Here is a 23,114-nt window from a genome sequence, read left to right as displayed (position 1 = left end):
GTGACGCTCCTAGAGGTTGAATTCCCAGCCACGAATGAAGAGCTTGTTCGAACCGCTGTCGCTGGCCCACCAGACGTGCTGCGCGGTCTCCAGCGGCACGTACATTTGCAGGGAGCCGTTGATCGCGGCGGACGCGACGATGAAGCACGCATAGGACGGATTGGTGGACGATGCTCCGCCGCCATACGATGCACTCGGCGACAGGATCAGTTCCGCCCCGGTGTCGACGGCATTGCTGACCGTGAAGTACGCCTTGGTCGCCAGAGGCGGAATAAAGGCCGAAAGGTCCAGATCCGTGTAGGTGCCCACCGCCGGGTCACCAGTGGTCCCGCTCGCGATCAGGACACTGGCGGCCGGATTGGTTCCAATGACGATGCGGCATTCCCTGCCATACTGAAGCGTCCGCCAGAGGTTCGATGAACCGTCATTGCGAATGGCGCCGACCATCAGCTTGTGAGTGTACCCGCCGGGCATCGTCGGTGCCGTGGCGCTCATGGAGATCAGAGCGGCCGTCGTGTTGCCGTTCCAGATCACCCAGGCATAGTACCAGGTGCTTGCCGCCTCGGCGCCGGTGTCGAGGCCGTTGGCGCCCGATGCATTGATGGCTGCCGTGACGTTGACGGCGGAGAGACGCGCCAGATAGCCGCTCGCGTCCTCGACGCTAAGCGCGTCGGCGGTAATCGTTACCTGTGTGTCGCTGGTGACCTGAACCTTCAGATTGCGGAATCCACTGCCGATCAGCCGCGAGTTTATCGCAACCGTCCCGTCGGCATCTGGCGCGGTCAGCGTGCGCGTTGTGCCGGTGGAAACGCCGGAGACCTGAAGCTTCACCTTCTTGGTGGCGTCGGCCTCGTCGATGATGAACGTGGTGTTGTCGACCAGGCTCTTGTTGTTCAGCGTTTCGGTGCCGGAAGGCCCGGCATAGGGCGCGATTACGGCCCGCTGGTATGAAAGGCATTTCCAGTTGCCGCCGCCAAGCGAACGCATTCGGGCAACGTCGCCGGCCGCCGTGGTGATGTTGGCTGCACCTGGCAGGATCAAGCTCGTAGCGTTGTGCGTGAAGGTCAGCGACGCGGCGAACACGAGATCCCGCTCGGCGCCGGCAGCGAGCGTGCCAAGCGCTGTGATGGTGACCGTGCCTGTGATGTTGACCAGCGTACCTGTGGTGTTTGCCAGGTTGACAGTCGCGGCCGAGGCCATATCGGCACCAGCTGCGTTGAAGTTGTCAGCAGCTCCTACCGCCGTGCTCGATCCGGACCCGCCAGCCGTGACGGGCCTCGCTGCGTTCGCGTCCGCCACCAGATCGTCGACCAGCGCGTTGTACTTCGCGCTTTCGATCGTGGTGTTCGGCGTTCCCTTGGTACCCGGAGGGGCTGAATAGACACCACCTGCGCGCGGCATAGCTGCTCCAATCTATCGACTGGCGCATGTTCGGGGCGACGTCCGCGAAACTCTAAGCCGCTTGCATTCGCTCTATGAATCCGTTCTGCTTAGCGACAAGGCTCACATTCTGGGGGAAAAATGAAAGTGCTTTTGCTGACTGCTATCTCATGTGCCGCGTTGCTCACCACTACAGTCGCGAGTCAGGCAACGTGCGGAAGCCCGAAATGGGTGTGCACTCACATCCTCCAATGTGTTATTCGTTCCTTTGATCCAACGGACAACGATGCCGTTCGAATTACAAACGGTGTCAACAACAAAGACGGCCACCTAGTTTGGTTAGGCGCAGATGCCTGCGCGGTTGACTTGAATCGGAAACATAACAGCTGGATCTTCCAGGGGAAAAGATCACCTGGTGATTGGGATGATGTATCAGGCGGATGCACTGATCCTGACTATGTTGCGGTAGGAGAATATGCTCTCGGCAGGAAAATGCCTGATCACTGTAACCAGTTGCCCGAATAGCCGCCTTCTTTGACTGTCTGCTGGCCCGTATGCAATCGGGACCCTGGCGAACCAGGAGCCCTGAGCGTCAACTCTCATGAACGAGCGCGGCGACGCCTGACCATCGCGTCAACCGCTTCTTTCACCGTCTGCTGGCTGCGTATCGTGCCGTCCGCCTGGCCGACATATGCACCCTTGTCACCTGCGGGCTTCTCGGCCGCGACGATTGCCTGACGCCACGCGAGGCCAAGATACCGGAACGCGGACGCATAGTGCTCGGCCCAATTCTTGACCGGGATGTCGCGGAACGTCTTCTTCTCGTCGTCATATTCGCGGCGGTAGGCCTTCAGGCCCTCGACGCCGTCGGTGACGCTGTCGGTGTTCCTGAAGCGCGCCACCTTGATCGTCTGCAGGCCGGCGTTGTTGCCCTCGGCCAGGCTGACCATGCCCACCATCTTCGGCTTGCGACCGTGCGCCTTCAGCGTGTCGAGCCGCGTGCGCTTCGTTCCCCACTGCGGATGCAGGATGTCGTGCGGAACATAATCGTCGCCGTGGTAGCCCTGCTCGTCGAGCCATTTGCACCAGTCTTCAAGGTCCTCGCTGTCAGGGACGTAGAAGTCGACGATGATCGGCACGCCGTCGATGACCTGGAAGCACCAGATCGGGTTGTTGACCGCCTTGCCGAGATCCCACGCGGTATGCACCGGATGCTTGGGATCGATGTCGAACGCAGTGCCGATGCGCCCCATCCGCTCAGCTCGGGCTATCTCAGCGCCCCAATAGGAGCCAATCAGCGCACCTGCGAAGGAACAGTAATATTCCTGGTCAATGAGCATGTCGGCCGTTTCCTTGCCGAACAGGCCCACATAGATCGCCCGCTGCTCCTCGATCGTCACTTCGTCAATGGCGCCGGTGGCGGAAGCCGATAGTACCTCGCTGAACCAGCCGCGTGGGTTTGTCACCGGGTCAAAGACATTGCCCTTCACCGCGTCGAGCATGCCCTTGGCGTGGTTGTTGCCGCGCGGCGTGGTGATGAAGGATGCCCACCCACCATTTTCGGCCAGGATCGGCGACAGGTAGGCCCACGCCGCCGGATTGGCCAACGCCCATTCCGAGAACGTGATGCCCACCGGCGGCGCGCCGACCAGGCTGTTGAAGTTGTCCGATCCGACCACCTGAAACGTCGAGCCGACCTTGAACCGAACGAACATCTCGTTGTCGTTCATGTTCTCGATCAGCGGTTCCGGGAAGGCCTCGAACAGCCTTCGCTTGCCGGTGTGAGGGTTGACCGCATTCCAGATCGCTTTGCGCGCCTGTGCGGCCTCGGGCAGCATGTGCCAATAGGTCCCTGGCCGCTCATGAGCGGACACCGCGTGCATGTTCAGGTTGATCTCGTCCTTACCGGCGCGGCGATGCCAGAACAGGAGCTGGCGCTTGCAGCCGCGCTCCCATGTGTCCCAAGCCTTGCGCTGATACCAGCGAGGGCGCCAGCCGTTATTTGGAAGCTGGATTGTCGGCATCTGACCCGGCCAGCTTTAGGACTTGAACCGTGAGCGGTCCATCAAGCTTGGCGTCCACCTGGAGAGGTATCACCTTGCCGACAAGGCCACAGAATGTGCGAGGGTCCTCGGCGGCAAGCTTTACGAGATAGTCAACGCCACCGGCCTTCTCAAAAGCCTCTGTCACGGCTTCCTTGATAGAGGCCGTGACCTTGTTCGGCGTGCCTGCAACCCTGCCGCCTGTCTTCCGTCCCTTCATCTAGTTTGCTCTACTGTAGACGGGTCGCTCTCTCGCATCCTGATTAGGACAAGGCGCTTGGAAACTCCTAGCCGCTTGGCTATCTCGCGTGGCCGATAGCCGTCATCGAGCAGTCGCCTGATCTCTCGACGACGCTTTTCTGCGATCTGGATTTTTCGATGCCGGTACGGTCGCTCGGCGCGAGGATCTTTGAGCCGTTTCGCCCTGGCTATGCACTCGACCACTGTGCTGATGGAGATGTCCAATTCCTCGGCGATGGTGGAGTAGCTGGCCATTCCCTCCCACAGGTCGAGGACGCGGTTCCGGGTGCGGGCAACACGCGGGTGCGTCTTACCTCCTCGCTTGTTGAAGGACGAGAACTGAAAGAACCGAAGTGGCTGTTGTTGTGTCATCTCTACCTCTGTTTTCGGGCCTGCCCTAACCCGGCATTCCTTTCTGCTAGACACACTTCGCCCATCGGGACGAAGCGTGACGCGTTACCGTGCCGATTGGGACGGGGTACGCGCACATCTGGATAGGTGATTGTCTCGGGAAGAGACGCGAGCCGGGGTTACCCTGTCGGCCCTACACCTGCCTCGACTGGCAGCGGCACCTCTCAAAGACCATCCAGACGATCAGGGAGAGGCTGCACCTCGTTTCCGGGTGCGTCCTGTGTGGGTAATGGTGCCTCTGCGATCGGAGCCGGTCTCGTATCCCGGATTGTCTCCGCCCGGCGCGGCCGGGGCTTGGTGCAGAATATGTTGTCGCTGTTGTCCGGCGCGACGAACGGCTTTACCAGACCGCTCCCGGATGCAGGCTCAGGCGATGACGCCGCTGCCCGCATGGCCTTGGCACCTTGCGGCCGATCGACTGCTACATGGTCGCCTCCCGCAAGAAGTTGGACACCATGCGCTGCACCGGGAAGATGCCTTCCCGCAAATGCACGTCGTTCAGATCGTCGCCGAGTTGCGGCGGAATCAGGAAGGGGATGTCGGCCTGGCGCGCGAAATACTCGCCGGTGCCGAGCCCGCCGTATTGCGCCAGCGGCTTGTCATTATCGGTAAGGATGGCGCGGCGCCCCTTGGTCGACCGCGCGACCGCCAGCACGTTGTAAGCCGAGAAGCAGCACAGGATGCAGTCGTTCCGATGCAGCGCCTTGACGACGGTCCGCAGTGACAGTGCCGTTGCATAGCCTTCGCAGAACCAGGTGAAGGCCCCGGTCGAAACGCGATGACAGGCGCGTTCCATCTCGCCGCCGGCCAGGAACTTCTTCGTTCCGTCTTCCCAGATCAATTGCAGGCTCGACACCTTGGAGCCGATGCGAGCCGGGATCAGAATCGCCCGCTCGCCGCCGTTGTCAGGCAGGAGGTAGGAGCTGTATTCGCCGCCGATCGCCTTGACCGCGCCCGCCTCGATGACCAACGCCCGCTCGTGCGGGAAGCCCTTGGTGCTCAGGTAGGGATGTTGCGACGGTGAGGCCCTCGCCATCATCGCCTGTGCCTTGCCGGCCGCCTCTTTCGCACGCTGCAGCTTCTTCTTGTTGGCTGCCTCGATGTCGCGGGCGATCTTGCGGCGCTCGACCGGGGAAACATCATCCTTCAGCCAGACGGTCACCTTTTCGCCGGTCTGCCAGTTCCAGGCTGTGACGTTCAGTTCGTTGACGATCACTCGCCCGTCACCCTTGCCGGACTTTCCCGCCAACGTGTCGGTCTTCAGCCACTGGCCGAAGCGCGTCATCGCCTTGGGCGGCACGATGCCGGCCTGATCGCAGGCGTTGCTGATGGCCTGGTCGATGGTCGTCATGCAGCCCTCCGCTGAGAACCTTTGCGGAAGCGCTTCACCTCACGCTCGACCAGTTGCCACTCATCGACCTGGACCCTTGCCGGTTCGCAAGCGGTCTCGTAGAGCCCGTAAGGAAGCTTGCTGCCGGGATAAATTCCGCGCCAGACGCCATAGGCCCATTTGCGCGAGGCCTCGTCGCCCTTCCTGCCGTTTGACAGGCAGTAGGCCAGCGCGGTGTTCCATATCGCCCGCGGATCATCGAGGCATTTGGCGCGTAGGCCCTTGCGAGGCTCGAAGGCATTCCTGATCGAGAAGTCGACGTCGATCAACTCGCCTTCAACCACCTGGATCTCGCCGTACTTCGGCCGGCGCCAACCACACGACAGGCATGTATCGTGATGCGGCTCCATCTGAAGACCGCACTCGCCGCAGAAATATTTCTGCTTTACCCGCTCCGCTGGCTCGCGAGCCTCGCTGTCCTTCTTCTGTGCGCTCGAAAGGCTGTCCACGCCGTGCTCGAACAGCCAGGCGGTGTCTTCGGCGAATGTGACGCAGTTGCCGGAGTGATCGAGCCACAGGCCGAAGTCCTTGCCGTCGGCAATGCGCATCACGCGCCCCAGCTCCTGGACGTGCGAGCTGAAGGACTTGCGGTATGGCCGGCAGGAGATGCCGCACCTTACGTCCGGCACGTCGAACCCCTTGGTCAGCACCGCGCACGATACCAGCCCGTGAATGGCGCTGTCCGGCTTGCGGAACTCTTCGATCTTTTCGCGCCGCTCGTTGTCGGACGCGTCGAGATAGCTGATCTGCTGAAAGTTGAACCCAGCCGCGGCAAACTGGCGACAAAGCTCTTCGCCGTGCGCGACCGACGGCGAGAACACGATGGTCTTCACCGGCCCGCCGAAGTGCTTCTGCGTCTGTTGCACCCATGTGTGGATCACGTCGCCGATGATCGTGATACCGCGCTGACCGGCGTCGGTGTCGTCGTATTCTCCGGTGAACGCCTTCTTTGCGCCCTTCATGTCCGGCGTGACGCAGGCCTTGATCTTGAGAGGGGTCAGCCATCCGTCGGCCAGAAGCTGGTTCGTTGTCGCGCCGTTGACCAGCGCATCCCAATGGTCGGCCATGCCGTCGGTGAAAGGTGTTGCGGTCAGGCCGACGACGATCGCGTCTTTCGCGCGGTCGATCAGCTCCAGCGTGGTCTGGTATTCGCAGTGCGCCTCATCAACGATGATGAGTTTCGGCAAATCGTCGTCGGAGTATTTCCGGCGGCCGACCGTCTGGGCTGAGGCTACTTGCACAGGCTTTGTCGGGTCGGTCAGCCAGTGGTCGGCCTGGATGATGCCGTGATCGATGCCGTACTTCGCGAAGCGCCCGCTGGTCTGGTCGATCAGGGTGATGCGGTCGACGATGAACCAGGCTCGAGATTTTTTGGCCTGGTTCTTGGTCACCAGGTCGATTGCCGTTTCTGTCTTCCCGAACGCCGTTGGCGCGACCAGGATGATGCGTCGGGCGCCTTCGCGAATCCGCTGGCGCAACAGCTCTTCTGTCCGGACTTGGTGCGGGCGAAGCTCGATTTGGTGGTGCATCGACAGGAGCGCGTTCATGCAGCCCTCGGCGCTTCGTCGATCATCCGACCACAGGTGGTCAGGAACCACGACCATTCCATAACGTCGGTGGCCGCCGGTTTCGTCTTCGTCAGGTAGCGCGCGAACTGCTCTGCCCATTCGCGAGGCGCGCCGCCTTCGAACTCGATAATGGCCGCGCGTTCTTCGAACTCGATGTTTTCATCTGACCGCAGATATTTGGCGATCGCCTTCCCGTGCTTCGCGACGTAGGCGCCGGCCGCCGGAGGCAGCTTCTGTCGGTTGACGATGCGCAGGGAATTGCCATCCAGCACGATGTTCGCGCCGAACGACCTTATCCGGTCGATGAGATCGGCCACGTCAGTCAAAGCCGGATCACCTCGTCAGACTGCTGATCGATCGGGATGACGACGTCGCTGGACCAGCCGAGATCCAGCGCGCGCTTCTGCCACGCCCTCGCGCGGTTCATCCAACCCGCCTTGTCTTCGCTTTCTTGGATCAGCCGGGCGTTGAGGGAGCGGATTTCCTCGTCCTTGCCGGCGATGACCGCATCAAACCCGCCCTTCTGGTATTGGACCCACATGTCGCCGAACTTGGCGTTCTCCACCTTTAGCTCAGCGTTTTCGGCCTCGACGATGCGAGCATGTTCTTCAAGCTCCGCGACGCGCTCGGCATCGGTCAGGCCGCAATCGGGCTTGCTGGCCTTAGCGGCTGCAATCGCGGCCTCTCTTACGACCTCGCTCTGCTTAACGGCGTCAGGAAGTTTTGCGCGGGCTTCGTTGCGCTGGCGGTCATGCTCGGCCTGTTGCGCCTTCTTGTCGGCCTTGGTCCTATCCTTCTGGGCGCGTTTCGCCGCGATGACATCGGTGGCGGCCTTCTGCGGCACTTCACCCTGCTCGACGCGGGCCTTGATCTCTTCAGTCACGGATGGGAGATCATCCTTGATGTCACGGGCGGCGGCTTCCGAAATGTCTCCAGATGGAGACAAATTGCCGGTGGCTTCCTCGATTGCGCGGATGACCCGGCCTTGGTCCAGAAGCCGGTAGGCATGGGCGCGCCCTATTTGGAATTCTGCTTTGATATAGGCTTCCCAGGAAGGGTACTTGAGAGCCCTCCAGGCTTTGCGATCATGCGCTTCCAGCAGGAGAGACCACACCTTGTCGACTGCGGTGCGAATGCGCTTCGTAAGGGCGAAGGCTTCGTTTACGGTGAGGTCGCGGTTCGGCAATGTAGCTTTCCGGATCATGCGGCATCCTTGGATTTGGATGCCGTCGCGGTCGGCCGAAAGTCGACTTCAATGAAGAGATAATGGAACTTGACGAAGGCCTTCCCCGACGCGACGGCATCGGCGAGGGCCTTGGTCTCTGCGGCTCGGGTTGCCAGTTCGCGCCAATCGTCGAAGGCGCGTTGCTGCTCGCCAGTTATCATGCCGTGGCCCGTCCTACGGTTGTGCGCAAACCGAGCTTTTCCGCGATCGGAGCCACGGGAACACGAAAGATCCCGCCCACCTTGATCGTAGGAATGTCACCGGCTCGGGCGGCGTTGTAGGCGGCGTTTCGGCCGAGATTGAAAAAGAGTGCGCCAGCCTCAGGGATGGAGACCGTTGGGCGGGCTAAAGCTTCCTCAAGTGTCATTGTGTCTTCCCCTGATCGGGTTATGCGGAATATGCGCATATACGATCTAATCTGTTTTGCCCTTGATGGCAACGGGGATATGTGCATATTCTGCATTTACACACAGATGGGGAGAGTTCGTGCCGAAGGGATACAGAGGCAGGGAGAAGACCGAGCGGCTGCATATGCTGATATCGCCCGAGGAACTGGAGGCGATCGATCAATGGCAGCATTCGAACAGGGTGGGAACGCGATCTGATGCCGTCCGGCGTTTGGTGCGAATCGGCCTAATATTCAACATACATGCGGACGAGTTCCGGCGCGTCACGCGTGACCTCATCAACCTTATGCATGAGCAGATGCTGGGCAAGCAGTCCATCTCTGAACTTCGCGTGCCCATAGGCTGGGCGATGCAGCTGATCACGGTCGGGCAATTGATGCATGCGGAGCGCAAACTGCGCCAAACCGGCAACCTCGAAACTGCCCTGGAGGAAGCCGAAAAAGAATTGGTGAAGGCGCGTGAGTTAATATTCGAGAGTCGCAAGTCCGGCTCCAAACCCGTTCGGGCCAGAGACGTGACGAGCGAATTTGTCACGAAGGCGAAGGAATGAAAGGACACATCCGCGAGCGCACGCCAGGCCATTTCGCAATAGTGCTCGACGTAGGTGAGGCCGATCCCAAGACCGGCAAGAAGAAACGCAAATGGCATTCGTTCACCGGCACGAAGCGCGAAGCGCAGAAGGAAGCGGCACGGCTGATCGCCGAACTCGACGCTGGCACCTACTCCGAGCCAACGAAACAGACCGTCGCCGAATTTCTGGATGAGTGGTTGAAGTTCACCAAGCCGTCTGTCGCGCCGAAGACCTTTGAGCGATACACCGAGATATGCCGCAAGGGCTTAGTACCCCTCATCGGCGCCGTGATCCTCGCCAAGCTAAAGACAGACCGCATCGACGCGGCCCTCTCGGAGGCGCTGACGAAGCCCCGCACCGATCACCGCAAGCGCAAGGAAGGCGAGGAGGCCAAGCCCCTGCCCCCGCTGGCGCCGCGCACGGTTCACCACTACCGCCGCGTTCTCATCAAGGCGCTTGGGCAGGCGGTGACCTGGGAGAGGCTATCCCGCAACCCGGCGATGGCGTCGACTCCACCGAAGGTCGAGCGCAAGAAGATGCTGGCCTACGATGTCCCGCAGACCGCGACACTTCTGGAAACGCTCCGGCCGACGCGGATGTTTATCCCGACGCTCTTGGCGGTGACATGTGGCCTACGGCGCGGTGAAATCCTTGCCCTGAGGTGGCGCCACGTCGAGCTTGGCGACAACCTCCGCCAGTTGGCTATCGTCGAGAGCGCCGAGCAGACCGACGACGGCGTCCGCTACAAGGAGCCGAAGAGCGGCAGGGCCAGAACCGTCGCCTTGTCGGCGAGCACCGTCGCCGAGCTGAAGGCGCATCGGGCGCGCCAGGCCGAGGAGCAGTTGCGGCTTGGCATCCGTCCCGACGCCGACAGCTTCGTGGTTGCCCAGATCGACGGTCAGCCGATACAGCCAAGGTCGTTGACGCATGAGTGGGTCCGCGTCCTTGGCAAGACCAAGCTGCCCCGGATTCGCTTCCACGACCTTCGCCATACCCATGCGTCGCAGATGCTGTCGGCCGGCATTCACCCAAAGGTGGCGAGCGAGCGCCTGGGGCATTCGACGATCGGTATTACGCTCGACCTTTATTCACACGTGATGCCGGGAATGCAGGCCGACGCCGCCGAGCAAGTTGACGCGGCGTTGCAGGCGGCTATAAGCAGCGAACGGAAAACCAAATAGTTGCAAACTGCGTAGCAAACGGCCATTTTAGCCAATCGGCGAAAGCTGAAAAGCGCAATAAAGACAACTAGTTGGAGGGATGGCCGAGCGGTTTAAGGCACCGGTCTTGAAAACCGGCGTGGGCGCAAGTTCACCGTGGGTTCGAATCCCACTCCCTCCGCCAAGTTGTCTATAAAACCAAATACTTAACAAGCAAAACGGACCTTGCCATAACGGCAACCCGTCCCAAAAGAGAAAGCCCGCCGCCGTGAGGCAGCAGCCATTTTCGCCGCGTGCCGGCGGTCAAGGCTTCTTATCGCCGTTTGGATTTGGAACCGGCGCCTCTCGGACATCTCGCGGAGGCGGATCAACATGCTGAGGTTCTGGCGCGTCCTTGTCATGAGGCCGGACTTGCGCCTCTTTCGGATCTGGCTTCGGCGGGGGCCGCTCTTTGGTCTGGTTTGGCATCAGCGCTCTTCCCTCGCTTGAAACCCCACAGCAAACCCATTTGTTCCGATGGGACGGAAGCCTTGGCCTATGCCAATTGCGGCGCGCCATACGCGCCAGGGCAACTTTCGTTCGTCGACCCGTTAGCCGAGCATCCGGCGCTTTATCGTTCGGGTCGATCGCTCTCGCGTCCTTCAAGCACTGCTCCGACAGTCAGCCTGCACATCTTTCATCGCTGCTCAAAGGGTGACGTCACCTCGTTGCTGCGAGACAGCAATGCGCTCCTAACCAAACCGGCCCGGCTTAGAACCAGGAAGGCGGGACTTCATGGAATAACCGGTCAGCTCTTGGCGGGGTTGGGTGCGCCGTAGAACTGGACGCCAAGCCGCTCCTTCCTTCGCCAGCGCACCACCGTTTGATAGGTGGCCGCATCGTCAGGCACATGCAGGAGAAAACGCTCCGGCACGAAGGCGTCGGCAGGAACGCGCAGTTCGGCCCCTCTTTCATGCTGATTGTGGACGGAACAGCCGATCGCCGGGTTGTCAGGACCCGCGACGATCGTGGCCTCCTTCAGGACAATCTCACGTTGGTGAAGGCGACGCTCTCGTCTGGGTTCATCGGGTTCCATGCGCGTGCCTTGCTCGATCCGGAATCACCCTCGCGGCGGGCGCCCCTCATATTAGCCGGCGCTTTATTGACCTGCCAGCTACGCGAGGTCGAATGATATCCCAAAGACAACCCGCTTCGCTACCGGCCACCTCGGGCCGCCGGCGGACCCACTGCATGGAATTGGCGACTGCCGGGCAGTCCGGGCGCGGCAATCGGCGCCATCCACGAGGATCCGGCGCATCGCTGAAGGAACTGGCCGCGCGCGCCGGCATGTCGCGGTCGAGCTTCGCGCTGAAGTTCAGGGAAACGGTCGGCGTGCCGGCGATGGATTACCTGACGCGCTGGCGCATGCTGCTGGCCAGCGACAGGCTGGAGAACAGCGATGATCCCATCTCGGCCATAGCGACGTCACTCGGCTATGAGTCCGAAAGCGCTTTCAGCACCGCTTTCAAGCGGGTCATAGGCCGCTCGCCACGGCAATACAGCCGCGACCTGACCACCGCTCCCGCGCACGAGGACATGGAAGCTTCTCGCTCGGATCAGTTCGATCCCGCCGCGGGCTGAGGCGGCTGGCCATGCGCCGATTTGTGTTACCGCCTGACGGGAAGTCTCCCACTCCGACGCCAGAATTGTCCGGCCAAGGCAATACCACGCTCAACCGTACATCTTGAGGTTGAGGTCGATTTCGGCTATTACTATGTCGGGAGGGGTAGTAGCTGTGAAAGTCGTCATTCGCGTGATCGAGGACGCGGCAAATCTCGTTGCCGTCGCCGCCATGCTGTTGGTCTTGCTGCCATTCCTTGCGCTTGACAAGGCGGAGCAAGCGACCAGGTGGGCCCGGCAGAAAAAGTAGCCGCTTACTTAAACACAGCTCGAATTTGCTTGCGAAAGGCAGGGCTTGGCCATTCGTCCATGGCCTGCCCCAACGGACCGCGCCAATGGCCGGTGCCCTATGGTCGAGCCTTACTGGATCGATGGCGCCACGCGCATTGCAATCAAACCAAGCCCAAGCAACCTTTTGTCTTCAGGCGTCACCCTCGATGCAGCCACGGAGGCCTCAGGCCTCAACTCGATCGTCGTGAAGCCCGACTGCCGCAGGAGCATACGGGGAATGACGATGCGATGCTCTTCCGGCTGCATGGACCGTGCAACGCTGATCGTGGTGATGGGGGTTTGGTTGACGCGCACTTCGACGCGCGGAATTCGGCCGTCCTTGTCGGCAAGCTGCATGATCCGGAGATCGATGACAACGCCGCGGCTGCCCAGGTCGCGGTTGGGCAATAGTATGCGCTGCGCCTTGTCCCTGCCCCAACGGCCCCAGGCCTCCGGCGAATACCATCCTCGATCGAGAAGCGGTTCCAGCTCACCGCCGGCGGCGGCGCTGAGCCATCGATCGGAAAGCAACAGAGGCTGCGAACAGTCCGACTTGGGCAAGCGATACAGGCGGCGAAGCGGGTCGTCACTGACCAGCCGCGCGCCGACCGCGCTCAGCCGGCTGTCCCATGCCGCGAGCTCGGTAGCGTCGTAGCCGCGGCGATCCACCAGCACCGCGTCGAAATTGTAGCCGGCTGACAGTTCGGCCAGGGCGCAGGGCGAGTCTGCGGTCTTCAGCAGGAGTTGCAGGTGTGACAGATTTTCGCTTCCCCGCGAGCCGCCGTAACTCCAGTGCCTGGAACTGCCCGGAGCGCTGAAGACAAAGGGCAATAAATGGTTGTAGGGCTCGAAGCCGCGGATCGTGGGCGCTTCGGGCCAGGCCGCCATCGGCAGCTGGAGAATCCGCCGCAGCCCTTCAGAATCCGCCACCGCCAAAGTCGCGCGGATGCTTGTCATCTCCGTGGCAAAAGCCGGCTGGCGCTGCAAGGCGTGCTGCTGTCGGGCAAACAGCGCAAAGCTGCCAATGCTGTTCACAAGCACCAGGACAACGAGAGCTACCGCGGCTGTCACGCCGCCGATCGAACGGCCGAACCTTGATCGCAGCCGGAGCACCACCCGCTGCCATAACCCGAAGAACACCAGCAGCGCCGCGAATGCAAAGAACGGCGCGATGCGATTCTGTGCGCGGATCTCCGGCCTGATCAACAGATTGAAGATCAATCCCAGACCGAAGGGCGCACAATAGATCATGCAGAAGACGAGATATGCGTTCAATGTCGGCGTCAGGCCTCCGTAGGCCAGCCGGACACCAGGACCGCGCCTTCGCAACAGCAATGAACCAAACAGGGCGGCCAGCAATGCGAAAGCGGACAGGACGGGGCCAGGCCAGGCGTCCGTCCCCTCGGTCTTGCCGCGGATGGCCATGTAATCACGCAGTGCATTCCGCGCGACGCCGAATGGCTCCAGCCCGATGATCACGTCGGAGATACGAAAACCATAGAGCGGCTGGTCGGCTGCTGTTCTTGCTGGGAAGCCAGCGTCGCCTGGCGTGACCGCGACGAAGAACGCCAGGATTGGCACCAGCACGGCCAGCGTCACGCCAGCCGGCAGTGCCATGGCCGGCAGATAGCGCCAGTCCCGCTCCTGCGTGGCCAGGGCCAGCCCGACAAAACCCCAGGTAAGCAGGGAAAAGAAGCTGTAGTAGATTCCGGACGTGGCGATAACCATGCAGCATGCGAGCGTGACCGGATCCTTGACCATGCCGGTCGGCGACCGATTGCGAACGGCCGTGACAATGCGAGGCAGGATCAGGAACGCAAGCGGCGCCGCATAATAGGCGGCGAGATAGTCATGCCCGGTCGAACGCTCTGCGAAATAGGGAATGAACGCAAAAGCGAAAGCGCCCGCGAGGCACCACCAGGGCCGTATCTGAAAGCTGCGCAGAGCGCAGAAGGCAGCCGCGAAGTTCACCGCGACGATGATGACGAAATATACATTGGCGCCAACGATCACGTCGCCGGTCAGGCGAGTGGTCAGAAATTGCACGACGCGTTCGGTAAGGTCGGTGAAAGGAAAGCCGAGCAGATCCAGCCGATCGGGAAAACCCACCGCATCCGTTCGAAAAATATGCGGCCAGTCGAGAAATAGCCTGCCGTGAAGCAGCAGGAAAGTACGATCGCCCCACAGACCAGTCGGGACGCCGAATCTCATGAATGGAACACCCGCCATCAGCCAGGCGAGCAGAATTCCCAAACAAAGGAGAAGTACAGGCCGCCTTCCAAGATCGGCGAAGAATGCGCTAGTGTATCGGATCATACGAGAGGCCAATCGCATGATGTCGACCACTAGCATGAACGCCATGGGCTGTCATGGAGCCTGATCCGGCGCTCGCTCACCAGCAAATCCTGAGTTCGCGGGCGCTGCGCAAGCTGATCCTTGAAGAATCACATCGCGCCCATGTCGGGCACATTGGCTCGGCCCTGTCCGTGGTGGATCTTCTCGCAGCACTCTATGGCGGAGCCATGCGACTGAACGCACCGGACGATCCGGATCGCGATCGTTTCGTTATGGGAAAGGGGCACGCGGCGCTTGCGCTCTACGCCGCCCTGTTCTTGCGCGGATGGCTAAGCCGCGCCGAACTGGCAAGCTATTGCGCCGATGATTCCCGCCTGGGCGTGCACCCGACCCATCACCTCCCAGGCGTCGACTTCTCGACCGGCTCGCTCGGCCTTGGCCTGTCGATCGGCGTCGGATCGGCGCTCGCCGCGCGCCTGCTCGGCAAGGACCGCCGCACCTATGTGCTGCTGTCCGATGCGGAATGCAATGAAGGATCGACCTGGGAAGCGGCGATGTTTGCCGGGCATCATCGGCTCACGAATTTGATTGTCGTCGTTGACGTCAATGGACAGCAGGCGCTTGGCCCGACCGCCGAGATCATGAACCAGGCACGGATGCCGGAACACTGGGCAAGTTGCGGCTGGACGGTCCGGGAGGTGGATGGACATGCGCCAGCGGCGGTTCGCGAGGCGCTGCGTCCGCATCGCCAGGAGCCGTTGGTGGTGCTGGCGCGGACCGTGTCGGGGCGCGGTGTGAGTTTCATGGAGCGCCAGGTGCGCTGGCACTATTTGCCGATGTCGGACGAAGACTTTGCCATCGCCCTGGCGGAGAGCGAGGCGCTGCAGTGAGGCGCGAGTTCATCGCCAAGCTCTGCGAACTCGCCGCGCGCGATCCGCGCATCATGTTGCTGACCGCAGACCTCGGCTTCTCTGTCGTGGAGCCCTTCGCGCAGGCCTATCCGGACAGATTCGTCAATGTCGGTGTCGCCGAGCAGAACATGATTGGCATCGCAACGGGTCTGGCGGAAGCCGGATTTCTTCCGTTCTGCTATTCGATCGCGACCTTTGCGACGCTGCGGCCTTACGAATTCATCCGCAACGGTCCGGTTGCGCACGAACTGCCCGTCCGCATCGTCGGTGTTGGCGGCGGCTTCGACTACGGCACGGGCGGCTCGACGCATCACAGCCTTGAGGACATTGCCGTCATGCGTGCGCTGCCTGGTATGATGGTTCTCGCGCCGGTCGATGGACCTCAGGCCGCCGCGGCGCTGGACTGCGTGTGGTCGGCGCCGTCCCCGGTCTATTTCAGGCTGGGCAAGGACAGTCCGCAGGGCGCGATCTCTGGCGGTCGATTTGAACTCGGGCGGGCTCAGACCATGCGTCGAGGCGCCGACGTGCTGCTCATTTCAACGGGTGCTCTGGCTGCGGAAACTATGACCGCTGCCGAGACGCTGGCAAGCGGCGGCGTGCAGGCGACGGTGTTGTCCCTCCCCTGCCTTGCGCCTGCGCCGCTGGCGGACCTGGGAACCGCATTGGCCGATGCCAGCGCCGTCCTGACGGTCGAGGCGCACCAGCAGACGGGAGGACTGGGTTCTTTGGTGGCGGAGGTTCTCGCGGAAGCCGGATTGGCGAGGCCTTTCCGCCGCCTCGCGGCAACCCAGCCCGGCGCAGGCCGCGGCGGCAGTGCGACCTGGCTGATGGAACGCAGTGGATTGAGCGCCGACCAGATTGCGTCTGCCGCCCGGGAACTGCATTTGTTGAGTTGCCATGAACCCGACAGTGTCGATCATCCTTCCCATCCATAACCAGGCCGACCATGTCGTCACCGTTATAGAGGAATATCATGCAACTCTCCGCAGCCTTTCGGTGACGTGGGAAATTATCCTCGTCGAGAATGGATCGCGTGACGACAGCGCCGCGCTCTGTGCGGAGCTGGCAATCCGCTATCCCAATGTGCGCACATTGAGAGCCGACAATGCGGGCTGGGGCCGCGCGGTCAGGACAGGCCTGGCGGCCGCCCGGGGAGAATTTCTATGCTATACGAATTCGGCGCGTACGGCGGGAGCTGATCTGCGCCGGGCGCTGGATGCCGGCATAAGCCGGCCGGACCGCGTCCTCAAGGCCGAACGGAAGCAGGGCCGGGCGTGGCTTCGCGCGCTTGGATCGCAGTTGTACAATCTCGAGGCGAGGCTGCTTTTCGGGCTGCGGCTGCGCGATATCAACGGCACGCCGAAACTGTTCCATCGCCGCTTCGAGGCGCTCCTGGATCTGCAGCGCGATGACGATCTGATCGATCTCGAATTCTGCATAATCTGTCGCCGCCATGGATACGCGATCACCCCCTTCGGCATGGCATCCGGCCCTAGACACGGCGGTCGCTCGACAACCGGATGGCGCACGGCCATGCGGCTCTATCGCGGCGCGCTGCGAATGAGGTTGCAAAGTTGAGCGACGGGAACGACGCCTTCCAGGCCGACCATCAAGCCTGGCGTGACCCGGCCAGCGTCGTGGCGCAGTGGCAGGACGCGGGAGCGATCGACAGCAGTCTGCTTGAAGTCGAGGTGACGGGGCCATGGTGGCAGAGTCTCGCCGAGGCCGGCGTCACCTTGCTGGTCAGCCGCGAATACGAGCATCTCCTGCTGGCGCTCTCGATGGCCTCGGGATCACCCCAGGTGAGCTACCTCAGGCTGCCGCACCCGTCGGGCATTGCCTTCGACGCGGCACGGGGGAAGTCCATGTCGCAAGCACACGCAATCCGAATGTCTTGTACACGCTGCGGGCTGCGGACGGGCTTCTGCCACGCAGGGATCTCACATCGAAGGGCATTGCCGGAAACGTGCTCATGCCCGCGGGTGCCCGCTTCCTGCCGGGCAGCACATATCTCCACGATCTGGCGATGATCGGCCCTGAGCTGCATGGCAGTGCTGTTGGTGAAAACGCCATTGTCGCATTCCCGGCGCTCGGTGGCAGCCAGCGTGTATGGTGGCCGTCATGCATCGAGGGGGACGCGGGAGCGGATTTTGGCCTCAATCATTTGCAGCTCAATGGCATCGCGGCCGGAAAGAGTCTGGCCGAAAGCTGCTTCACGGCATCCAAGGACGATCTCGTCGGCGCACGACCTGGCCAGATCGAATTTGCCGTGGAAGGGCGCGGCGTCATCTTCAGCGGCGCGACGCGATTGCCGATGACGCGTGGATTGACCCGTCCGCACTCCCCCCGCTTCGTCAGCGATGCCTTGTGGGTTGCCAACAGCGGATTCGGCAGCGTCGTAAGCTGCGGACAGGATGGCAGCGTCGAGATCGTCGCGCGCCTGCGGGGCTGGACCAGGGGCCTGTGCGCGATCGGCAATCTCGCGATCGTTGGCACATCGCGGATCATTCCGCGCTTTCGTGCCTATGCACCGGGGCTCGAACCGGACAGATGCGTTTGCGGGCTGCATGCGGTCGATATCAAAAGCGGGCGAGTCGTGGCCAGCCTGGTCTGGCCGGCCGGCAACCAGATCTTCGCGATCGAGGCCGTCCCGTCGCGGATGATCGATCGCCTTCCATTTGACGGCTTTCGCCGGATGCCGGGCGCGGAACAGACGCTGTTCTATGCCTGGCAAGCCGGTTCCAGGAATGATGTTCGGAGGAATTGATGACCGACGGGTTTCGCTTGCTGATGCTTGGCGCCATGTACGAAAATGGCGGAAACACCACGCACCGCTTTCTCGACGGGCATCCGGAGATGTTCGTCTATCCGTTCGAGTCCCAGATCGGAACGCGCCTCGTCAACGACGCGATGACGTCTCTGTTCCCGGTCAAGTACCGCTGGCCGGCCTTCCCGCTCGATGCGGCTCCCGTGGACGACTACAAACTGATCATCGACGAAGAATGCAAGGTGCGTGCGCGCACACCGCATGTCAGCAAGTTTCGTGACACGGCCTTCGACTTCAACGACGATGAGCGTTGCGCTCGATACATCAAGCATGTGGAGGCCGTCGGCCGCGGCACGGCGAACAACGTCGCTGCTTTCTTCCGCTCCACATTCGACGCCTGGAAGGATTACAACCGCAGCGGCCGCGAGAAGGTCTATGTCGGGTACAGTCCGATCATCACCGTGGACTCGGAGGCGATCCTCGCCGCGATGCCCGGCGCGCACATGCTGCATGTCGTGCGCAATCCGTTCTCCGCCTACGCCGATACGAAGAAGCGGCCGGTTCCGATGCGCCTGTCGGACTATCTGCGGGCCTGGTGCCTGAACCAATACCATGCCCTGCTCGCGCGCAATCGTCATCCGGATCGGGTGCACATCGTGAGGCTGGAAGATGTCGTGTCCGACGCGCGCAAGGCTCTCGCGCCGGTTCTGTCCGCTCTGGGCATCGACGATCACGCCGCGCTGTCGGCGCCGACATGGAATGGACTGGCGCTGCGTGAAGTCTATCCCTGGGGAACGATCCGCCGCGCCACGCCGCAAGCCAATCGCGCGACGGCCGCGGAACTCTCGGTCGAGGAGCATGCGAAAGTCGCTGAGGCCGCCTGGCAGTATCTCGATGTGTTCGACTATGGCGAGTTCGCCAGGATGCGGCCCGGCTGAGATGCAGCGAGCCCTTGTGACCGGCGGCAGCGGCTTTGTCGGCGCGAGCCTGGTCCGACGGCTCCTGTCGCTGGGCTGGCAAGTCGATCTCCTGCTGCGACCTGGTTTCGCGACCTGGCGTGTTCCTGCAGAACAGCCGCGGCTCTCGATGCATGTCATCGATCTGACGGATGCTTCGGCCGTGGAAGCGCTGCTGCATCGACTGCGGCCGCGCCACGTGTTCCATCTGGCCGCGCATGGCGCCTATTCGTGGCAGACCGATGCGGCCAGGATCGCGAAGACGAACCTCGAAGCCACCCGCACGCTGGCGCTTGCTTCGCTCAAGGCGAATGTCGAGGCTTTCGTGCACACCGGCACCTCGCTGGAGTATGGCCGCAAGAGACACGCCCCGTCCGAGGACGAACCGGCTGAGCCCGAAGGGGCCTACGCAATCTCGAAGGCGGCGGCGACGGCGTTCTGCCGCGATCTTGCCAGACGATCCGGCATGCGCATTCCGACACTTCGTCTCTATTCGGTCTATGGGCCGTGGGAAGAGCCGCGACGCCTCGTGCCGTCACTGCTCCTCCATGCGATGGTCGGGAAATGGCCGCCGCTTGCGAACCCCAAGACGGCGCGTGATTTCGTCTGGGTCGAAGACGTCATCGACGCCTTGATCATCGCGGCAAGTCGCCCGCTGGCGGATCCCGGGGCAATATTCAACATCGGCACCGGTCGGCAAACCACGCTGGGAGAAATCGTCGCTCTCGTGCATGGCGTGACCGGCTGCGAGGCTGAACCGCATTGGCAGAGCATGCCCGATCGAGGCTGGGACACGGATATCTGGCAGGCCGAGACCCGACACGCAGCGACGGTATTGGGCTGGACCGCGCAAACGACATTGCGAACCGGTTTGCAGCGAACGATCGAATGGTTGCAGGAAGACCGCGAGCGTCTCGACCTGTATCAAGGGAGCCTCAACTTGACGGACGCACAGCCAAGATAGAGCGGCCGACCGTGGGGCAGTTCGCAGCAGCACGACCGGCGTTGCCGACCTTGTCTTCAGAAGGCGATTTTCAGGCCCAGCTTGCCGGCGACGGTCGAACTGTCCGCGGACCACTTGCCGCGAATTTCGGTGCTGAGCGTGGTCGATCCCGTCATCTTCAGATTGAATCCGGAGTACAGCGCCACGGAAAAGTCCGCGTCCTCGAATTCGCTTTCCTCGCCCTCGACGCTGGCCGTGTTGGAGTAGCCGAAACGCTGCTGGAAATCGGCCCGTGCGTAGGGACTGATCACCATGCCGTTGCCAAGCTGGAAATCGGCATAGATGCCGGGCTCGAACTTGATCGCGCCGAAGGACAGGTGGCTCTTGCCGTAGTCAGTGCCGGAGCTGTCCTCATATCCGTCGCCGGTGAAGGTGACGCCCAGCAAGCCGCCGCGCAGATCGAAACGGACCCGGTCGGTGAGCTTGAAGATGCGTCCAATAGACCCGGTGATCGCATAGCCCTGCGTGTCATAGTTGCCGGAGCCGCTGTCCACATTCTCGACGTCGGTGTTGCCGAGGAATGCGGACGCCGCCACCAGCGCATAACTCGTATCATGGCGATAGAGTCCATAGCCGCCGAACATCCCGCTTCTGTTGGTGGCATCGCCGCCGCTGGAAAAGCGGCGGTCGTCGACACCCACCTCGGCGGAGGCATAGCCACCAAACAGGCCGATGTTGAGCCCATGCTCATCGTCGAAGCCGAAATGCTTGGCGGCATTGAAATCCACGCTGACGGCGGCGGAGAATTCATCGACATCGAAAGGTTGTCCATCAATTGTGTCGAAGCTGTTCGAAATCCTGAAGCCGTCATGTTCGGTGTGGGCAAGCTGGCCGGAAGCAAAAACCCCAAAAGGCGCCGCCTGCGCTGGTGCCGGCGGAGCTGCCTTGGCCGGACCGACATCCGCTTCAACAATGTCGTCAACAATGTTGTGAAGGGCGTCCAGAGATGTGTCGACAATCGCGCCGTTGGCCACTCCGCCAAGATAACAGTTGGCGTCTAGGCCCTCAATGATGCAAGCATTGGCTTTCGAAGGCATGAAGGCCAATGCTGTGCCAATCGAGAGCGCGCACGCGGCGCACAGGCGCAGAAGCCAATTCGCTGCTTTCATTTTCGTGTCCCCGTACTTAAAGTTTTACTCAAACAGTCGGTGCAAGCTATGCGATTGAATTCTCCAAGAACAACGATTCGGCCCCCACAGATACGATTTCGACATACTAGCAGAAAATCGATCGAAGATCATAGTAACTCACTTTGACCGGTCACGGCGCCACCCTTCCTTCGAGATGGGTTCTGATGTAAAATTTTTGGGTCTTCGAAGATGCGGGTTCGGCGCGCGAGAGGCGTCAATGGGGGGAGCGCTTCGATTGCTCGAAGACTGTCGCCAACTGAGACGAGCTCGCGTCATGACCTGTGGCCCCTTCCTGCGCATCGTGGCGGTTCTGCTCTTCTCATGTCTCGGCCCGATAGGCGTTTGGGCGGCCGCCGTGGAAGAACCGACGCTCCAGCCCGCCAAGCGGCTGGCAATCGTAATAGGCAATTCCAACTACCAAAGCGCACGCCTCCCCCACCTTGCCAACGCCGACAACGACGCCAGAAGACTTTCCGAGAGCCTGAGAAGGCTGAACTTCGACGTGCTCACCGGCACCGATCTTTCGGCGGAGGGATTTGCCAGGCTGTTTCAGGAAGCCACCGGCAAGCTTGCCGGCGCCAACGCGGTGCTCATTTTCTACGCTGGCCACGGCGTCCAGCTTCAGGGCGAGAACTATCTTTTGCCAGTCGACACGCCCGACGCGCAAAACCTGGAGCAGCTGACCGCGCGCGCGATCAGGCTCAATGATGTGATCGCCAAATTTGCCAGCCGTGAGCGGCAAACCTTCATCTTCCTCGACGCCTGCCGGAACAACCCGGTGGGCGAAGGTGCCAGCACCGCCGATGGCCTCGCGCAGGTCGAGGTGGGCGAGAACATTTTCGTCGCCTTTGCGACCCAGCCCGGCAACACCACGGTCGATGGAGCCGGCGACAACAGCCCCTTCACCACGGCCCTGTTGCAGAACATCGAAATCCCGGGGCTCAGCATTTCCGACATGATGATACGCGTGCGCAACGAGACCGAGGCGCTCACGCTCGGTCGTCAGGTGCCGTGGGATCAGTCGAATCTGCGCGAGCAATTCTACTTCACCGAACAGCAGGTGCTCGATCCGACCCAGTTGAGCGCCAGCCTGTCGCGCATCCTGTCGGATCCGGTCGCCAAGGAGAAGCTGCAGGTCGAGCTTGCTTCCAACGACCTGCAGACCGCGGTGATCATCGTCGGCCAGACATTGCGGTCGGTCGAGATCACACCGCCGTCGGATCCCTCGGCCAAGCCTGCCGGGACGCAGGTCGCCAGCCTCGACGGCGCGAAGGAAAGCGTAGTCTCCGGCCTCGAAACACTGATCGTCGGCAAGTCGGCCGGCGAGCCGGACCCGGAAAAGGCCACCGATCTCGCGCGCAGTATCCAGACAGAGCTGCGTCGCCTGGGCTGTTACCGCACGAGCGTCGACGGAAATTGGGGCAAGGGCTCCGTCCGCGCCGTCACCAGCTACTACAAGAACACCCGGCGCACGGCATCGACGACTGAACCCACCGTCGAACTGCTGGGCGACCTGTTCTTGCAGTCGGGCCGCGTGTGCAAGGATCCGGTCGTCGTGCAAAGGACCAAGCCGGCCAGGATATCGTCGGATGCCGCCCCTGCGCGCGGCAAGGCGGCGACCAGCCGAAAGGCCGCAAGGTCCTCGAAGCCGCAGTCCTCGCGTCCGGCCGCTCCTCCCCCCGACATCAGCGGTGGGATCGGCATCGGCGGCGTGTTCTAGCAAGATCAC

The 23,114-nt window shown here is 61.9% G+C and carries 23 protein-coding genes, 1 tRNA gene and 1 pseudogene; 13 read left to right on the top strand and 12 right to left on the bottom strand.

Translation table 11 applies throughout. The features are described 5' to 3' along the window. Positions 1 to 9 precede the first annotated feature (9 nt). From EJ073_RS31390 to EJ073_RS04035, 9 genes are all read right to left on the bottom strand, one after another. Positions 10 to 1,401, bottom strand: coding sequence for a hypothetical protein (locus tag EJ073_RS31390; RefSeq protein WP_190233826.1), 1,392 nt, complete (start codon positions 1,399 to 1,401; stop codon positions 10 to 12). 578 nt (positions 1,402 to 1,979) lie between these two features. Next, positions 1,980 to 3,404, bottom strand: coding sequence for a hypothetical protein (locus tag EJ073_RS04070; protein ID WP_126054565.1), 1,425 nt, complete (start codon positions 3,402 to 3,404; stop codon positions 1,980 to 1,982). Next, positions 3,379 to 3,642, bottom strand: a complete 264-nt coding sequence (locus EJ073_RS04065; protein ID WP_126054564.1) for a hypothetical protein — start codon at positions 3,640 to 3,642, stop codon at positions 3,379 to 3,381. Before EJ073_RS04065 ends, EJ073_RS04070 begins: the two co-directional genes overlap by 26 nt. 852 nt (positions 3,643 to 4,494) lie before the next feature. Further along, complete coding sequence (locus EJ073_RS04060; RefSeq protein WP_126054563.1) at positions 4,495 to 5,424, bottom strand: hypothetical protein; 930 nt, start codon at positions 5,422 to 5,424, stop codon at positions 4,495 to 4,497. Next, positions 5,421 to 6,992 (bottom strand): DEAD/DEAH box helicase family protein, encoded by a 1,572-nt coding sequence (locus tag EJ073_RS04055; RefSeq protein ID WP_126059069.1) that lies wholly within the window; start codon positions 6,990 to 6,992, stop codon positions 5,421 to 5,423. Before EJ073_RS04055 ends, EJ073_RS04060 begins: the two co-directional genes overlap by 4 nt. Positions 6,993 to 7,006: 14 nt before the next feature. Further along, positions 7,007 to 7,357 (bottom strand): hypothetical protein, encoded by a 351-nt coding sequence (locus EJ073_RS31955; RefSeq protein ID WP_126054562.1) that lies wholly within the window; start codon positions 7,355 to 7,357, stop codon positions 7,007 to 7,009. Continuing rightward, positions 7,354 to 8,235, bottom strand: coding sequence for a hypothetical protein (locus tag EJ073_RS04045; RefSeq protein ID WP_126054561.1), 882 nt, complete (start codon positions 8,233 to 8,235; stop codon positions 7,354 to 7,356). Before EJ073_RS04045 ends, EJ073_RS31955 begins: the two co-directional genes overlap by 4 nt. Further along, on the bottom strand, positions 8,232 to 8,417 hold the full coding sequence (locus tag EJ073_RS04040) for a hypothetical protein (protein WP_126054560.1): 186 nt from the start codon (positions 8,415 to 8,417) through the stop codon (positions 8,232 to 8,234). Before EJ073_RS04040 ends, EJ073_RS04045 begins: the two co-directional genes overlap by 4 nt. Next, positions 8,414 to 8,623, bottom strand: coding sequence for a DNA-binding protein (locus tag EJ073_RS04035; RefSeq protein WP_190233825.1), 210 nt, complete (start codon positions 8,621 to 8,623; stop codon positions 8,414 to 8,416). Before EJ073_RS04035 ends, EJ073_RS04040 begins: the two co-directional genes overlap by 4 nt. A 119-nt stretch (positions 8,624 to 8,742) precedes the next feature. On the opposite strand from EJ073_RS04035, the gene EJ073_RS04030 reads away from it, so the two are divergent. From EJ073_RS04030 to EJ073_RS04020, 3 genes are all read left to right on the top strand, one after another. Continuing rightward, on the top strand, positions 8,743 to 9,213 hold the full coding sequence (locus EJ073_RS04030; protein WP_126054559.1) for a hypothetical protein: 471 nt from the start codon (positions 8,743 to 8,745) through the stop codon (positions 9,211 to 9,213). Continuing rightward, on the top strand, positions 9,210 to 10,415 hold the full coding sequence (locus EJ073_RS04025; RefSeq protein ID WP_126054558.1) for a tyrosine-type recombinase/integrase: 1,206 nt from the start codon (positions 9,210 to 9,212) through the stop codon (positions 10,413 to 10,415). Before EJ073_RS04030 ends, EJ073_RS04025 begins: the two co-directional genes overlap by 4 nt. A 73-nt stretch (positions 10,416 to 10,488) precedes the next feature. Then, positions 10,489 to 10,578 (top strand) — tRNA-Ser (locus tag EJ073_RS04020). A 603-nt stretch (positions 10,579 to 11,181) separates the two neighbouring features. On the opposite strand, the gene EJ073_RS04015 is transcribed toward EJ073_RS04020, so the two are convergent. Further along, positions 11,182 to 11,469 (bottom strand): PilZ domain-containing protein, encoded by a 288-nt coding sequence (locus EJ073_RS04015; RefSeq protein WP_126054557.1) that lies wholly within the window; start codon positions 11,467 to 11,469, stop codon positions 11,182 to 11,184. 183 nt (positions 11,470 to 11,652) lie between these two features. Here EJ073_RS04015 and EJ073_RS04010 point away from each other — a divergent pair. Beyond that, positions 11,653 to 12,014, top strand: a pseudogene (locus tag EJ073_RS04010) (AraC family transcriptional regulator); the annotation flags it as partial. A gap of 399 nt (positions 12,015 to 12,413) precedes the next feature. Here the strand turns inward: EJ073_RS04010 and EJ073_RS04005 are convergent. Then, entirely contained in the window at positions 12,414 to 14,684 is a 2,271-nt protein-coding gene (locus EJ073_RS04005; protein ID WP_126054556.1) for a hypothetical protein, read from the bottom strand. Between the two features lie 8 nt (positions 14,685 to 14,692). On the opposite strand from EJ073_RS04005, the gene EJ073_RS04000 reads away from it, so the two are divergent. From EJ073_RS04000 to EJ073_RS03975, 7 genes are read left to right on the top strand one after another with little or no spacing between them, the layout of a single operon-like run. After that, positions 14,693 to 15,508 carry a transketolase gene (locus tag EJ073_RS04000; RefSeq protein WP_126054555.1) on the top strand — a complete coding sequence of 272 codons (816 nt, stop codon included), beginning with the start codon at positions 14,693 to 14,695 and terminating at the stop codon, positions 15,506 to 15,508. Continuing rightward, entirely contained in the window at positions 15,505 to 16,464 is a 960-nt protein-coding gene (locus EJ073_RS03995) for a transketolase C-terminal domain-containing protein (RefSeq protein ID WP_210211269.1), read from the top strand. The genes EJ073_RS04000 and EJ073_RS03995 overlap by 4 nt, the downstream gene beginning before the upstream one ends. Further along, complete coding sequence (locus tag EJ073_RS03990) at positions 16,427 to 17,107, top strand: glycosyltransferase family 2 protein (RefSeq protein ID WP_126054554.1); 681 nt, start codon at positions 16,427 to 16,429, stop codon at positions 17,105 to 17,107. The genes EJ073_RS03995 and EJ073_RS03990 overlap by 38 nt, the downstream gene beginning before the upstream one ends. Beyond that, positions 17,104 to 17,559 carry a hypothetical protein gene (locus EJ073_RS31950; protein ID WP_245455802.1) on the top strand — a complete coding sequence of 152 codons (456 nt, stop codon included), beginning with the start codon at positions 17,104 to 17,106 and terminating at the stop codon, positions 17,557 to 17,559. The genes EJ073_RS03990 and EJ073_RS31950 overlap by 4 nt, the downstream gene beginning before the upstream one ends. Beyond that, on the top strand, positions 17,454 to 18,296 hold the full coding sequence (locus tag EJ073_RS03985; RefSeq protein ID WP_245455671.1) for a DUF4915 domain-containing protein: 843 nt from the start codon (positions 17,454 to 17,456) through the stop codon (positions 18,294 to 18,296). Before EJ073_RS31950 ends, EJ073_RS03985 begins: the two co-directional genes overlap by 106 nt. Continuing rightward, entirely contained in the window at positions 18,296 to 19,234 is a 939-nt protein-coding gene (locus EJ073_RS03980; protein WP_126054552.1) for a sulfotransferase, read from the top strand. The genes EJ073_RS03985 and EJ073_RS03980 overlap by 1 nt, the downstream gene beginning before the upstream one ends. Before the next feature lies 1 nt (position 19,235). Beyond that, positions 19,236 to 20,216, top strand: coding sequence for an NAD-dependent epimerase/dehydratase family protein (locus EJ073_RS03975; protein WP_190233823.1), 981 nt, complete (start codon positions 19,236 to 19,238; stop codon positions 20,214 to 20,216). A gap of 56 nt (positions 20,217 to 20,272) precedes the next feature. Here the strand turns inward: EJ073_RS03975 and EJ073_RS03970 are convergent, their stop codons facing one another. Further along, positions 20,273 to 20,983 carry an autotransporter outer membrane beta-barrel domain-containing protein gene (locus EJ073_RS03970; protein ID WP_189347536.1) on the bottom strand — a complete coding sequence of 237 codons (711 nt, stop codon included), beginning with the start codon at positions 20,981 to 20,983 and terminating at the stop codon, positions 20,273 to 20,275. On the opposite strand from EJ073_RS03970, the gene EJ073_RS31385 reads away from it, so the two are divergent. Both EJ073_RS31385 and EJ073_RS03965 read left to right on the top strand, forming a co-directional pair. Then, positions 20,939 to 21,256, top strand: coding sequence for a hypothetical protein (locus tag EJ073_RS31385; RefSeq protein ID WP_189347533.1), 318 nt, complete (start codon positions 20,939 to 20,941; stop codon positions 21,254 to 21,256). The genes EJ073_RS03970 and EJ073_RS31385 overlap by 45 nt on opposite strands. A gap of 403 nt (positions 21,257 to 21,659) precedes the next feature. After that, positions 21,660 to 23,105 carry a caspase family protein gene (locus EJ073_RS03965; RefSeq protein WP_126054549.1) on the top strand — a complete coding sequence of 482 codons (1,446 nt, stop codon included), beginning with the start codon at positions 21,660 to 21,662 and terminating at the stop codon, positions 23,103 to 23,105. Positions 23,106 to 23,114: the final 9 nt, after the last annotated feature.

Origin of the sequence: Mesorhizobium sp. M4B.F.Ca.ET.058.02.1.1, from assembly GCF_003952505.1 — a bacterium.
Taxonomy (GTDB): domain Bacteria; phylum Pseudomonadota; class Alphaproteobacteria; order Rhizobiales; family Rhizobiaceae; genus Mesorhizobium.
Note: the sequence above shows the minus strand (reverse complement) of the source record. Positions and strands in the feature narration are given on the sequence as shown.